This window comes from Granulicella pectinivorans (assembly GCF_900114625.1).
Classification (GTDB): domain Bacteria; phylum Acidobacteriota; class Terriglobia; order Terriglobales; family Acidobacteriaceae; genus Edaphobacter; species Edaphobacter pectinivorans.
Genome location: NZ_FOZL01000001.1, coordinates 3,327,315 through 3,340,264, shown reverse-complemented (window position 1 = coordinate 3,340,264; position 12,950 = coordinate 3,327,315). Strand labels below are relative to the sequence as shown.

Here is a 12,950-nt window from a genome sequence, read left to right as displayed (position 1 = left end):
AAGGCTTTTAGAGACAGGTGGGGCTGTGCCGCCGGATTGGGAGCATGAAGGTGCATCGGTAAGACCTCGAATACGGGTTGGGTTTTCTAGCGTCTGGACTGGACGTTAGGCCGGGGAAGCGCGGTAGACCTCCTCGGTCCGGAAGCTCTGGTCCGCATAACTATAGCCGCCGACTGTAATCAACTCGCGGACTCGACGCCGGCCTGTATGGTCGCGCTCGCAATAGAGCACGAAGTCGATGGCTTCCGCCGTCTCAGACCGCATGAAGGCGTGGTTGAGATTGGGCCGCGCACTCAGGGCAAGATTGGAGAGACGGTTCAACGCATCCCACGCCGATTTCGCGTGGATCGTAGACAGCGTTCCGCCGTGTCCCGTGTTCATGGCCTGGAGCAAGTCATAACCGCATTCGTTCCGAATCTCGCCCATGATGATGCGGTCTGGACGATGGCGAAGTGCTGCCGCCAGCAACTCGCTCGGCGTGATGGCAACCTGCCCTGGAATCTCCTCCACGGCCTCCCAGCGAACGGCGTTCGGATGAGCGACCTTCAGCTCCGCCGGTTGCTCGATGATGAGCAGCCGCTCGTTCTCTGGAATATGGTCAAGGAAGGCCTTCATCAGGGTCGTCTTACCCGAGCCCGTTCCGCCGCTGATGATGCCGTTCTTCTTCTTGCCAATCAGCTCCACCACAGTGTCCCGCACATCGGCAGGCATACTGCCGGAGTCGATCAGCTCATCGGACGTGTACCAGCGGTTGAACTTCCGAATTGTCAGCGTTGGCCCGTTGATGGACGATGGCGCTCCGACAACGGCCACGCGGGAGCCGTCCGGCAGGCGGGTATTGAGGATCGGGTTCTGGGTCGTAAGGTCCTGGCCTAGAATCCGCGCTACGCGCTCGATCGCCGCCTGCAGCCGTTCGTTCGTGTACGGCTGAGAGAGAGGAATGTGCTGCACGACCCCGGCCCGATCCGCGTAGACCCCGGTCGTACCGTTAATCATCAAGTCGGAGATGGACGGGTCAAGCAATAGCTCGCGAAGTTCCTCGGGAAAGAACGGGAGAATGAGTTGATAGCTCATCGCGCCCCTCTCGTCGCCGACTGCGGCGTCAGCGAAGCGACCGGCGCGCTCGAACCGGGCGCAATCGGATCGACGGAGATCCGGTTCTCGTGAAACTCCGTGATGGTCAATCCGAGCGGATTGATCGTCTCGAACTGGGGGAAGATGCGAGCCTGGTCGCTCACCTGCTTGGGATTCAAGTAGTAGGTCACACTCAGGAGCCAATGCTCAGTTCGCGGCTCGTGCGAGTTGCGGGGCGAGTAGAGTTTGTCGATGGTGACAAGCGCTGTTCCGCGGGCGATGGTCGCTCCCTGTACTGTCTCCTCGGACATGGAGGTAATCGTGACGTTCTTGACCTCCACGTCACTCTGCTCGATCTGACCGCCAACCACCTGCGAGACGAGGTGATTCTGGTTGTCCTGGCCCATCAACTGCGACGCCAAGTTCTGCGACAAGAAGTAGTAGTTGAGCGGGTACTTCTTGGCGATAGTGTCCCGGCTGACCGTGTAGCGATAGTTCGCCCAATCCGTCAGATACGTCCGCACCTCGCCCTCACGGGGGCTGTAGTTGAGGTCGGTGTAAGCAATCGCTTGGGCGCGTCCCATCTCGTCGATGCGGATGTACCGATTCGCAATCGGACGGTGGGCGAGAGAGAAGATCAGGCCGAAGGCTCCGAGCAGCAAAAGCGATTCGGTTCCGATGACGAACCGGCTGAGCTTCCGCTCGGCGTAGTGAGACGCATAGACCTCGTTGCCGATCTCGTCTGTAAGCAGTGATTGTTGGGGTGTGAGGCGAGCTTCAACGGGTAGAGTGGTGCTGGACATGGGGAGCCTGATTCCTTTCGGTGAGAGCGTGGAAGACAATCGACGCATAGATCAAACCCGCTATCAGAGCACCGGCAAATACCAGAAACAGGGTGAACCGAATGAAGCGGAACTGTAGAATGCGGCGGATGAAGGCGACCTGCAATACAAAGCGGAACATCCTCTTATGCACCACCTGCTGCCGCCCCAATTGATGAGGCGGTTCCAATTACCTTTGTGATGCTTTCGGCCATGCCAGCAGCTCCTCCAAAGATTGCCTGGGTCATGCTTGGAATAAAGAGCATGTTGATGATGAAGGCGATGAAAACCATCGTGCAGGGAATGAGATTCGCCAGCCACATCTCCATCGAATAGTTCCCGTTGAAGGTCTGCTGGATGAACGCATTCATGAACCCCGACCAGACGAAGATGAATGCGGCGGCAACGGCACGAATCATGGCAAAGCTGATGAGCACATCAAGGAAGTGAAAGAACTTCCCCCGAAATGTCTTCGTCATGAGCAGAGGGACAAAGATAGGTCCGAACAACGCCGTCACTCCGTAGAGGATGAACGCGCTGCAATTGATGAGGAAAAGGATGGCGGACGCCAGCCCAAGAAGGACCTGCACAAGGAAGTAGCAGAGAATCTGAACCGGCGCAGTAAATGAAGGCATGGCGGTCTGGTCGCCGGCAGTTTTGAGCAACTGAAGAAGCGAGTCGAGAGAACTCTGATCGAAGGCCGCGACCATAGCCTGGGCGATGTAGGAAAAGAAATGATTGATGCCGAAGCTCGCGCCGGGGAACGGGTTCACCCAATAGCTCTCCAAGAGACAACAGATGATGAGTTGCAGCAGGAACTTGGTCAGATCACCCGCCTGCACAGGATGATGGTGGAGCCGGAACGTCATGGTTGAAGTCTGCCAATTGATGACCATGCTTATGAGCATGAAGAGCGCGATGCAGCTCAATTCGGTCATTCCGAGCTGAGTGAGCGCCCCGCCATTCTGCGTCGTCAGGTTGGTCAGATTGTTGGTGAACTGGTACAGCCAATCGACGCCGGAACTCGCGCTTGGAAGGGCTTGGGCTAAAACGACAATCGAAGACATGGCGGGTGCTCTCTTTGGGTTATCGGACTGGGTTTCAGTCTGGGGTTAAGGGATGTAATTCTTCCAGGTCTTGCCTTCATGGGCCGCCGCGGAACTGTGAAGCTTTTTGTCCGCCTCGACCTGCTTGCGAAGAGCCTCGTTTTGCTGTTTGAGGTAGTCGTTGTCGTCCTTCTGCATCTGAAGGATTTCGGCTGCTTTGTAGGCGGCTGCTGCCGTCTTTGCCGCCTGGTCGCGTTGATAAAGCGCGGCACCGCCACAGACGGTCAGTGCCGCAAGGATTGCAAGGAGAATCTTCGTGTTGATCGCGTTCAGCATTTGTTCTCCGAATCAGGGAAGGTAGGTCGTCCAGGTGCTGCCTTCATTGGCCGCGCTGGTGTCGTTGGTCGAGCGTTGCTGTTGGATAGCCGCAGCCGTGTTCAAATCCTGTGCTGCGGCGTTCCGCTGCTGCATGTTGGCGACGATCATCTGAGAGGCAAGACAGACGTGCATCGCGGCCTGTGATTGCATCTCGGTCAACTGCTGGGCTTGAGCGGCATTCAGGAGGTTCAACTGCTGGACCTCGCTGTTCGTCGCCGACGTGGTATCGAACTGCTGCTGGGTGAGAGAGTTGGTTGCGGTTCCGTTCTGGCTGCGACCGGCCCGGTACTGTCCAACTGCCGTGAGGCAGTCCGGCGACACCGAATCGGACATCTCGATCATGGCAAGCTGCGAGAGCTGCGCACTGTTGCCGACCGTCTGACCTTGCAGATATGTGGTCGTCCCGCTGGTGACCGGAAGGGTCGCCGTCTTCCAGGCAGTCAACGAAGCGCTGGGCGAATTGCTGTTGAGGGCGATGTTCACGCCCGCCGTCTCACCGAACATACTCGCCACGTTCGCGTTCTTGAGCTGGTTGAGGGTCGTCTGCCATTGCTGTTTGAACGAAAAGTGGGTGACGTTGTTCTTGAGCATGTTGTACTGCGACTCAAGGGTAGTGAGCTGGGAAACGAGACTCGCGTAGCTCGTCGGGTCGAAGACGATGTCTCCGATTCCGAAGAGAGCGAAGCTCGGCGTTGCGGTTGCCAGAAGCAGCCCGCCCGCGAGCAGGTACTTCCGGTGTTTCTTGAGGTTGAACTTCATAGAGGCTCCTGAAGGGTTGAGGGTTAGTTGCACTCAGAGCAGGTCGGGTTCATCCGCTCCGGAAGCATTTTGAAGTTGGTCACGGCATCGCTGAAGCGGTGCGGCAAGTCGCCGTAGAACAAGACCGTCTCCAGGACATCGCCCGCGCTCACTGTCCGCGCAATATGGGCGCTGGCGTACCCGACAGGCACAGCGAATGCTAGGCAGAGCGCGATTTTGGGAATACGGTACTTCACGGTGGCCTCCATTGACATAGCGATTACAGGGTCGGATCGACGCGATGCTCGGCGTAGGACGGGATGTAAATGTCCGTGCCGATGTACACGCGGGCGCGGGAGCCTTCTTTGAGCGTGATGATCGGTAGCCGGTTGAGGAAATGGTTGAGCACCTGTTCTCCCTCGGCTGCCGACTGCTCGGATATGCCGTCTCGGATCTGGGTCGAAGCCGATAGGACGCTGCCGCTGTTACCAATCTGAGCCAATCCGCCCAACCCGCCGACCGCCGCTGCCGCCGCAAACGCCTGCAAGTAGCCGTGGTCAACCTTGGTGGCGAGGCCGGTTGTGCCGAGCGGATCGAGACCAACGTACTTGTCTAGCTCCAGCGAGAAACCGTCTGGACAAATGGCGCGATGGAAGGTGACGAACATCTTCCGCTGCTGGGCATTGCCGACGCTCTGAACGGTCCCAATGAGCCTCGTACCCTGCGGCATGAGAAGCTGCTGGTGATCGTGCGAGTAGTAGTCCGTGGTAAGCATGATGAGGATCGGCCCGGTCAGTCCGCCGTCGATGTGGTTTGTGACGACGCCCTCCAGCACGGTTCCCTCAAACACCCGATAGAGCTGGCCTTGATACGAGTCGAAGTCGTAGGGTGCCATCGGATTGTTCTTCCCGCCCGCCTTTGGCTGCTGCGATGCCGCGTTGAGCAGACCGGCGGTGGCGGCGGGTTTGGCATCCTCGGTAGCCGACGCAGCTAGCGTTTCGGAAGAAGACTTCGGTGTCATCTCATCCCGTTCACCCAATACGGCTGTTTGCGGTGCCGACGAACCGGCGGGCGACGGAGCCGCTGGATGGGCGAAGTCGATGGCGACGGTGTCGCTGTTCACGGCGTCCTGATGCACCTTCTCTTTTTCCAAGGCTTTCTGCTTCGCGTCCGCTTGCACTTGCGAGACGTTGGAGGTCCTGTTCGGCGCATTCGGGCTGTCACCATACATCGCCGAACGCTGAGCGGCACTCATCGGCGGCGCACCCGCTGCCTCCGGTCCTGGAACATCCTGCGAAGCCTGAAGCTGCTGCATCTCGGCGGCAAGCTCCTGACGCCGCTGCTGGTCGTCGGCATCACGCTTCGCCTCCGTCGCTTGCTGCGTCTCGAAGCTATTTACCTGCTGCGGATTGGCCGTAGCAGGTCGCATAGGCAAGGCACTCTGCGGGGCGGCCTTCTTCTTGCCGCTGACTAAACTCGATATGTTCGCAAGCCCTATGAGGCCGACGATCACTACAAGCGCAACGATGACGGGCGTGCTCTTCTTCACCGGGCCGACAGCTTCACGCTGCGCGGGAACGGTTGCGGGCGGATTTGGATTCTGGTCGGTCATGGCTAGTTCTTCTCCTCACTGCGGTGGAAGTCCACGCGCTTCTTGCCGATCGTCAGATATCCGTTGTCCAGCTCCTTCGGCACGGTATAGAGGCCGGCGTTGAAATCGAAGTTGATGAGCGAGCCTTTACCGTCTTTCAGCTCGTAGAGTGCAGGCGTCTCCTGAAACTGGCCGCGCAAGTAGGTGAACTTGTCGTCGTGCCATATCTGCTGCAGGCCAAGCTCCTTGCCCTTCTTTTCATCCCAGGTGAAGTCGAAGTGGAGGCTGCCGGGATACTGGCTGCGATAGGTCTCGGCTTTGGCGGCTTCTGCTTTCAACTCCGCTGCCTGAGCAGCCTTGGCGGTAGTGGCTTCCTGCTTGGCCTTATCAAGCTCGGCGGCGGGAACGAAGACGGGCATATCGGTGAGCCTGTCCTTCGCAGCTTTATCGCCGGGGATGATGAATACCTTGGAATCGAAGTGCGCGTCCGCATCACCGGAGATTTCCTGGAGCTGCAAGGTGTACTCGTTGCCGTGGTCGGAGACGATGTGGATGTCGGTGGTCATGTTCGCCAACTTCGGCTTGACGCTGATAAAGCGGCTAGCGACATGCCCACCATCGAACACCCAGTCCACGGTGTCTCCACCGAAGACGGTAGCAATCTTTTCCTCGGCGGGAAGTAGGATGAGCGTCGATTGCAGCAGGCCCGCACGAATCACGGGAGGCGTCTCCGCCTCGGTGACGGTGACAGAACGGGGAGCGTTCGGCTGGAGATGGTGCGGCTCGGGCGTCGTGCTTGCGCTGGCGGAGGCGGTTGCGAGGGCGATTCCAATGGAAACGAAGACAAGGATGGGCGGCTTCACGGGATGATGTCCTTTCGGTTGGGAGGGTTTGGTTAGACAGTCTCGCCCTGGGCAAAGCGCGAGATGCCCTCGGAGAGTCCGTATTTCTCGATCAGCTTGGTGCGGCGTACCCGGTCTTTGGGCTTGGTCGAAAAGGTTGCGTAGCTGCGACTGTCGAGGTTCAGGGTGACCACCTTCGTCAACCCATCGCGCCGCATGTAAAGGCCTTCGCGGTCCTGCAAGCTCTCAAAGAGAGCGAGCTGCTGCTCGTTCATCTTGAACAGCTCGGCGTACCGCTTACGGTTGAAGGTGGCATCCTTCAAGAACAAAAAGGACGTGCAGGAGTTCACGATGCTGTCCGCGTTCGCGCCGAGGTCGTCGGCGGACTGGCCGATCATCGTGACTCCGCCAAGATTCTTGCGGACGGTTTTGATCGAAGCCAGCGCACCATCCAAGAGCTGCTTGTTCTTCATCGAAGAGAAGATCTCTTCGATGAGGATGTGCTTGGGCACTCCGAGATTAGCGGGGTTGTAGAGAACGTCATTGATCCGACGCAGCAGCCAAACCATCAACGGCTCGATTAAATCGGCGTACTGCTCGTTGTTCACACTTTGGAAGTCGAAGCATTGGAGGCGCGACAGCGACAGGCTGTCCTCGACGTTGTCAAAGACGGCGTTGTAGATGCCCTTCCCAACCCACTTCGACAGATACCGGTCGAGTTTCTTGGGCAAGAAAAGATTTGAGAGCCGGCGATTGGCGCCGTCAAGCAGGTACATATCCTGCACGGCCTTATGGATCACGTCGTCGTCTTCGGGTTCTAATTCTGCCCCGCCGTTTGTGAGGAGCAGCTTCACGAACGAATACAGGAACTTGATGTTGCTCTCCGTGGGCTCAAGCGCGAACGGGTTTACTCTAGGGCCGTCTTTGCCGACACGGTCAACGCGCCCTCCATACAGTTCGACAACGCTCTCGTAGCTGCCGCCGATGTCGAAGATGTAAGTGAAACCGCCGTATTTCTGCTCCAGCGCGATCAAGTTGTTGCCATGTACCGACTTCCCGGTCCCCGTAGGGCCGATGATGAGCATGACCCGAACGCCATCCACATACACGTCCTGGAAGAACGGCGTCCGTGTGCGTGTCTCGAAGATGTTGAGGTACTCCGAGTCGAGGTCTTCGGAGTGCGGATGCCCGATGTGCGGAGCGAACACAGAGGAAAGGCGGGCATGGTGGTCCTCGGCCAGCCACAGCGGGAAGACATTGAACTTTTGATTGCCGGGGAACATGGCATAGAAGGCGGAGAGATTGCCAAGCGTCTCCTCCATGACTTGTGCCCGCGCATCGACGAACACCCGATGCACAGTGGGAACGATGTCTCGAAGCTGCTCCGCACTGCGGGCAGCAAGAAGCAAGCGAAGCGAAAACTCGCCCTGGGCCTTCTTGTCGAGCGAACGGATGACTTCGCTGAGGTCATCGACGTTGTTGTTGGCAGCCTTCGCTCCGGCCCCAGTATCGAGCGAGGCGCTGTCGCGTCCGCTCATCACACGGGTCAAGACGCCCACCTTGAAGAAGGAGATGAACTTCTCCTGAGCGTCGATCTCACTGCGGGCTGCTGATGCGGACTTGACCCGCCACGTTGAGCACAGGACGCTATCGCAGTCTAGGGTCAGCAGGCCGGAGAATAGGCAGGGCCGTGACGCCTCTGGAGTGGTCTTAAGCGAGAACATCTGGACGTGCCGCTTACCGATCTGTACATGATCGCTATGCCATGCCACAGGACTGTTGACGATCTGGCGGTCTACGCCCGTATCACTGCGAAGTTCGTCGCGGCTCGCCCATTCCTCAAGATTGAAGAGATAGCTGAAGAACTGGAAGGCTTCAGCCTTCCCCAGCAGCTTGAGGCCGAGAGAGCTGCCGAGGTGCCCTTCCAGCAACGTCGCGGTCTTCTCCAGGTCCGACAGCATCCGGGACGTATCGACAGCGTTCTCCTGCGGCTTGCGCTCGAAGGCTTTGGCCTTCGACGGCTCCAATGTCAGGCACCAGTGGAGGTCGATACGGCGGAAGGCTGCCGTCTTGTCCAGATGGGCGAGACGGTCGCTGGCGAACGTCTCCGTCACCTCGTTCGTATATTGCTTCTGCCGTGGAAGGTCGAAGCCGGACATCACGCGGGTGTACTGGTAGAGGCACGATCCCTCCGGCAGTCCACGCAACGCGCCTTCGACCTGACGAACCCGAGACTCAAGCTCCAAGTCGGTCAACGCCTCTTCATCCAACCCGGTCAGAGAAAAGAGGCATTCGTATCCGCCGCCCTTCAAGGCGAAGGTGTTCGGCCCCACGAAGCGGGAGATCGGCACGATGCTGCAGGCCGCTCCCGCCTTCGCAAACCACGGGGTATGTTTTTGTTGTTCAGTGTTTGCGCGGGTCATAGTAGCTCTTCTGGTTGAGGCTCAAGCCCCAGAGTTGAAACATCTTTGGGTGGTTGCGGACGATCAGCCATGCGCCGCCCGCCAATGTTGGAAAACTAAGGATTGCCAGCATTCGGAACCCGACGAGGAAAACCGTCACGCAGACAAACACGATGGCCATCCATGCCGAGAGATCAAGTCCTAGCTTGGCTCTCGGTCTGTTCAATGCCTGATTGATCGGTAACGGTTCTCCCCGCTTGGTCGTATGCATGGCAGCTCCTACATCGACTGCCCGGTGAGAGACCCAATCCAGCCCGCGCCCCATCCGAGAACACCAGCGCCGAACAGCGCACCGAAGAGGCCGGGAATTGCGTCCTGGAAGCGACCGCTCATCATCCGAATGCCGGCGAAGATCAGACCGCCAAAGCAGATGACAGCGCCCGCATAGATGGCGAACGTTTTGAAGGTCCCCATGAGCGTCTGAGCGCCGGAGAAGTCCATCGTTCCTTGGGCATGGGCGGCGCTCGCGAACGTGAGCGCAACGAGGGTGGGAGCCATCACGCGGAATGCGTGGGCGAGGGATTGCTTTGAGAAAGGTGAGGCCTTGCGATTGACGAGGCGGTTTGGACGGCTTGCACGACTGCTTTGGCGGATCATTGGCTACCTCCAGCAACGGTGAATTCAGTTGCGATAGCCAAACCTTATGGGCCGCTCAAGCCCCGCGTCCAATGACTTTCCAGTGTTCTCTTATGCGCGTAGTGCATAAGGAATCGCTGCATTGCGGTGTATGTAGAGGGATCAGTGCGTCTGCTTTTGGATTGATCGGACGGGGCACGCGGCTGGGTGCGGAGAAACCGGAACTCTGGGCGATCCAAATTATCTTGTCTCTGCACGGATCGGGCCGGGCAATACTCGCGGACGCAATGTCGCTTTCATCGGACGACGATCAAATCCGACGTCAACCAGTCTCGGTGAGCGCATTGACCTGTTCTCGTCAGTTGAGAACGCCAAGGGAATTGCTTCCGAGAAGCCGCCTCATCGGTACAAACTCTCCTTCCAGCGTCCTTTTCTTGGATTATCCCTTACGAGCCTCACCATCTTTGAGGAGAAAGCCAACCTCAGATCCCAATAGCTTGTTAGTGTACCGACTGGACGGTATACTTTGATGATGAACAAACGGAATCTCATTCTCGATTGCGCTGAGCAGCTTATCCGGACAGATGGAGCCGCGCAGCTCACGCTGGAAAAAGTTGCCGAGCGGGCCAAGGTTAGCAAAGGCGGCCTTCTCTATCATTTTCCGACGAAAGAGCAACTTGTCGCTGGCATGATCGAGCGCACGATCGAGTCGTTCGAACGCGATGTCCAGTCAGCAAGAGCGTCACTACCTGAGGGACCGGGAAGAAATGCCCTTGCCTTCATGATGGCTGCACTCGACGGACAGTGGAAGTCAACAAGCGCGCGGCCGAATCCCGTCGATCTGCTCGTGTCGACTCTCACTGCATTTTCTACGGAGCCGAAAATGGTTCTGCCCATACGAAAGGCCTATGTCCGGTGGCAACAATTGCTTGAAGAAGACGGTCTCGATCCGGTGCAAGCGACCATTACTAGACTGGCCATCGACGGCTTGACCTACACGGAGATGTTCGGTTTCAACGCTTTCACCGAGAAACGTCGGCAGGAAGTTCTCGAGGCCCTCCGCAATATGTGTATGGGAACAAACTCTTCGCATCCACGTTCTCAGGGGCGCGGGCCCAAGCGCGAGAATAACGAATAATGAAAGAACATTTTCTACAGGACATTCCGGCAATCGTATGGACGCACGAAGACACACGGCAAAGCGTCACCTTAAGAACTCAGCAGAACGTTGGTTCGCACCTCACAGCTGCGACCCGAGCTCTAGCAGCTCTTCAATACAACGAAGGCTACTGGTGCGGAGATCTCACCGGGGACTCGACACTTGCCTCGGATTACATCTTGCTTCAGCTCTGGCTTCATCCGGTGGACGCGAACTCGGCGTGGAACCCTCCGCGAAAAGATCGCATTGAAAGACTGGTGAAGTATCTATGGGATTGCCAGATGCCGGACGGAGGTTGGAATCTCTACGCGAAGGGCCCGGCTGAGATCAATGCGTCCGTCAAGGCGTACACGGCCCTGCGCATTGCCGGTGCGGCACAATCGTCGCCGCGGATGCGTGCTGCTCGCGAACGGATACTGGCGTTAGGCGGCCTGCAAGCTTGCAACAGCTACACCAGGATCAACCTGAGTTTCTTCGGACTCTTTCCCAAGCAATTTGTCCCCACCGTGCCAGCGGAAATTCTGATTGTGCCCGGAAGCTTTCTCAACGAAATGTCCTCCTGGACTCGGACCATTATCGTTCCCCTTTCCATCATCCAGGGCTTGGGTGCACAGAGGCCAGTACCGTCGGGACTGACGCTTGCCGAATTGATGCTTCCCGGCACGCGCATTGCGATGCCGAGGAAAGACCTCACCTCAGAACTATTTCTGCGTGCCGACAAGCTTCTGAAGCAATGGGAGCAAAGGGGCATACAGCGGATACGTGACAAAGCAATCGCGGCAGCCGAACGCTGGATGATCGAGCATACCCATCATTCAGAAGGACTGGGAGCCATCTACCCAGCAATGATGTATGCCGTGATGGCGATGGATGCGCTCGGGTACGAGCGAGATCAGCCGGATCTCGTAAAAGCAATGCAGCATTTCGACGATCTGCTCATCGAACGCGATAATTTCTTCGACGTGCAACCATGCAAGTCCCCGGTATGGGATACGGCAATTGCGATCTTTTCCTTAGGGGAAGCGGGAGATGCTGACAAAGCAAGCATGACCCGCGCAGCAGATTGGCTGCTTTCGAAAGAGGTCCGACGTAAGGGCGACTGGTCTTCCAAGCGACCCAACCTGCGCCCAAGCGGATGGGCCTTCGAGTTCGCCAATGAGTTTTATCCGGATATCGATGATACCGCCATGGTGTTGCTCGCTCTGCAACATGCAAAGGCATCTGACCCAGAACGCCAGGCCCGCGTCGAAAGTCGTGCCGTGAACTGGCTCCTCGGAATGCAATCCGCAGATGGCGGGTGGGCTGCTTTCGATGTAGACAATGACTGGCAGCTTTTGAATAAGGTTCCTTTTGCCGACCACAACGCAATGCTCGATCCTACCTGCCCAGACATCACCGGACGCGTGATGGAAGCACTTTGCAGAAGGGGTTTGACTGCTCAACATCCTGCCATCTCACGCGGCATTGAATATTTGCTCTCGTCACAGGAAAGGAATGGAAGCTGGTATGGCCGTTGGGGCGTCAACTACGTTTACGGCACGTTTCTTTCACTGCGGGGCCTCGTAGCCACGAAGGACCGTCAAACAAGCTCGGCTATCCACCGTGGGTCGCAGTGGCTCCGAAGCGTACAGAACGACGATGGGGGATGGGGTGAAAGTTGTGCCGGATACGAGATCGACAAGTTCGTTCCGGCAGAAAGCACTCCTTCCCAAACTGCGTGGGCACTCCTGGGACTCCTGGCTACCGGCGATTTACACTCTCGTGCCGTGAAACAAGGAGTCAGCTGGCTCCTCCGAAATCAGAATGCCGACGGGAGCTGGGATGAAGAGCTAACCACGGGAACTGGGTTTCCAAACGTGTTCTATCTCAGCTATCACCTTTATCGTCTCTACTTCCCAGCGCTCGCACTCGCGTCCTACAAGCAAAGTAGCCGTAAATTAGCCACCGATTCACGACTTGAGATCGGTCTCAGCTGACACGGCTTCAGCCTAAAGATCAAGGGGTATCGAGGCGGAGTAATACGGCCACCTGCTTGGCTGAAAACCACTTGCCGACCGGAGGTTGTTAGGCCATGCCCGCCGGTGACGATCCCGATAAACGCCGTTCTCGTCTATTGTGATCTCGATAAGTGCTAAATTGCCAAATCACGTTTCGAGCCGTTCTGATCTGTAGACGTGCATCGCCTGTTCGCAACTGTTGATGTGGTAGAAAACGTTCCGAACGTGATTTCTCGAAGGCCGCGTCAATGGAACATGCATCGAAG

The 12,950-nt window shown here is 57.5% G+C and carries 13 protein-coding genes; 2 read left to right on the top strand and 11 right to left on the bottom strand.

Annotated features, from left to right (window positions below):
• Positions 1-105 precede the first annotated feature (105 nt).
• From BM400_RS13250 to BM400_RS13195, 11 genes are all read right to left on the bottom strand, one after another.
• Complete coding sequence (locus BM400_RS13250) at positions 106-1,074, bottom strand: TadA family conjugal transfer-associated ATPase (protein WP_089839601.1); 969 nt, start codon at positions 1,072-1,074, stop codon at positions 106-108.
• On the bottom strand, positions 1,071-1,877 hold the full coding sequence (locus BM400_RS13245; protein ID WP_089839600.1) for a VirB8 family type IV secretion system protein: 807 nt from the start codon (positions 1,875-1,877) through the stop codon (positions 1,071-1,073). The genes BM400_RS13250 and BM400_RS13245 overlap by 4 nt, the downstream gene beginning before the upstream one ends.
• Positions 1,878-2,041: 164 nt before the next feature.
• Positions 2,042-2,962 carry a type IV secretion system protein gene (locus BM400_RS13235; protein ID WP_089839598.1) on the bottom strand — a complete coding sequence of 307 codons (921 nt, stop codon included), beginning with the start codon at positions 2,960-2,962 and terminating at the stop codon, positions 2,042-2,044.
• Between the two features lie 45 nt (positions 2,963-3,007).
• The gene (locus BM400_RS13230) at positions 3,008-3,277 is read right to left on the bottom strand and encodes a hypothetical protein (RefSeq protein ID WP_089839597.1); all 270 of its coding nucleotides are present in this window, start codon (positions 3,275-3,277) and stop codon (positions 3,008-3,010) included.
• Between the two features lie 12 nt (positions 3,278-3,289).
• Complete coding sequence (locus tag BM400_RS13225) at positions 3,290-4,078, bottom strand: hypothetical protein (RefSeq protein WP_089839596.1); 789 nt, start codon at positions 4,076-4,078, stop codon at positions 3,290-3,292.
• Between the two features lie 23 nt (positions 4,079-4,101).
• Complete coding sequence (locus BM400_RS13220) at positions 4,102-4,314, bottom strand: hypothetical protein (RefSeq protein WP_141223920.1); 213 nt, start codon at positions 4,312-4,314, stop codon at positions 4,102-4,104.
• A 23-nt stretch (positions 4,315-4,337) separates the two neighbouring features.
• The gene (locus BM400_RS13215; protein ID WP_089839594.1) at positions 4,338-5,669 is read right to left on the bottom strand and encodes a TrbI/VirB10 family protein; all 1,332 of its coding nucleotides are present in this window, start codon (positions 5,667-5,669) and stop codon (positions 4,338-4,340) included.
• 2 nt (positions 5,670-5,671) lie between these two features.
• Positions 5,672-6,511 (bottom strand): TrbG/VirB9 family P-type conjugative transfer protein, encoded by an 840-nt coding sequence (locus tag BM400_RS13210; RefSeq protein WP_089839593.1) that lies wholly within the window; start codon positions 6,509-6,511, stop codon positions 5,672-5,674.
• A gap of 32 nt (positions 6,512-6,543) precedes the next feature.
• Positions 6,544-8,913 (bottom strand): VirB4 family type IV secretion system protein, encoded by a 2,370-nt coding sequence (locus BM400_RS13205; protein WP_089839592.1) that lies wholly within the window; start codon positions 8,911-8,913, stop codon positions 6,544-6,546.
• The gene (locus BM400_RS13200) at positions 8,894-9,163 is read right to left on the bottom strand and encodes a VirB3 family type IV secretion system protein (RefSeq protein ID WP_089839591.1); all 270 of its coding nucleotides are present in this window, start codon (positions 9,161-9,163) and stop codon (positions 8,894-8,896) included. Before BM400_RS13200 ends, BM400_RS13205 begins: the two co-directional genes overlap by 20 nt.
• 8 nt (positions 9,164-9,171) lie before the next feature.
• Positions 9,172-9,450: a hypothetical protein gene (locus BM400_RS13195; RefSeq protein ID WP_425432407.1), complete on the bottom strand. Its 279-nt coding sequence runs from the start codon at positions 9,448-9,450 to the stop codon at positions 9,172-9,174.
• A 607-nt stretch (positions 9,451-10,057) separates the two neighbouring features.
• Between BM400_RS13195 and BM400_RS13190 the strand changes: the two genes are divergently transcribed.
• On the top strand, positions 10,058-10,666 hold the full coding sequence (locus BM400_RS13190; protein WP_089839589.1) for a TetR/AcrR family transcriptional regulator: 609 nt from the start codon (positions 10,058-10,060) through the stop codon (positions 10,664-10,666).
• Positions 10,666-12,663, top strand: coding sequence for a squalene--hopene cyclase (gene shc, locus BM400_RS13185; protein WP_089839588.1), 1,998 nt, complete (start codon positions 10,666-10,668; stop codon positions 12,661-12,663). The genes BM400_RS13190 and shc overlap by 1 nt, the downstream gene beginning before the upstream one ends.
• Positions 12,664-12,950 lie beyond the last annotated feature (287 nt).

Excerpts from the sequence above, each read along its gene's own strand:
- BM400_RS13250 (WP_089839601.1), bottom strand. The coding sequence starts at position 1,074 with ATGAGCTATCAACTCATTCTCCCGTTCTTTCCCGAGGAACTTCGCGAG.
- BM400_RS13245 (WP_089839600.1), bottom strand. The coding sequence starts at position 1,877 with ATGTCCAGCACCACTCTACCCGTTGAAGCTCGCCTCACACCCCAACAA.
- BM400_RS13235 (WP_089839598.1), bottom strand. The coding sequence starts at position 2,962 with ATGTCTTCGATTGTCGTTTTAGCCCAAGCCCTTCCAAGCGCGAGTTCC.
- BM400_RS13230 (WP_089839597.1), bottom strand. The coding sequence starts at position 3,277 with ATGCTGAACGCGATCAACACGAAGATTCTCCTTGCAATCCTTGCGGCA.
- BM400_RS13225 (WP_089839596.1), bottom strand. The coding sequence starts at position 4,078 with ATGAAGTTCAACCTCAAGAAACACCGGAAGTACCTGCTCGCGGGCGGG.
- BM400_RS13215 (WP_089839594.1), bottom strand. The coding sequence starts at position 5,669 with ATGACCGACCAGAATCCAAATCCGCCCGCAACCGTTCCCGCGCAGCGT.
- BM400_RS13205 (WP_089839592.1), bottom strand. The coding sequence starts at position 8,913 with ATGACCCGCGCAAACACTGAACAACAAAAACATACCCCGTGGTTTGCG.
- BM400_RS13200 (WP_089839591.1), bottom strand. The coding sequence starts at position 9,163 with ATGCATACGACCAAGCGGGGAGAACCGTTACCGATCAATCAGGCATTG.
- BM400_RS13195 (WP_425432407.1), bottom strand. The coding sequence starts at position 9,450 with ATGGCTCCCACCCTCGTTGCGCTCACGTTCGCGAGCGCCGCCCATGCC.
- BM400_RS13190 (WP_089839589.1), top strand. The coding sequence starts at position 10,058 with ATGATGAACAAACGGAATCTCATTCTCGATTGCGCTGAGCAGCTTATC.
- shc (WP_089839588.1), top strand. The coding sequence starts at position 10,666 with ATGAAAGAACATTTTCTACAGGACATTCCGGCAATCGTATGGACGCAC.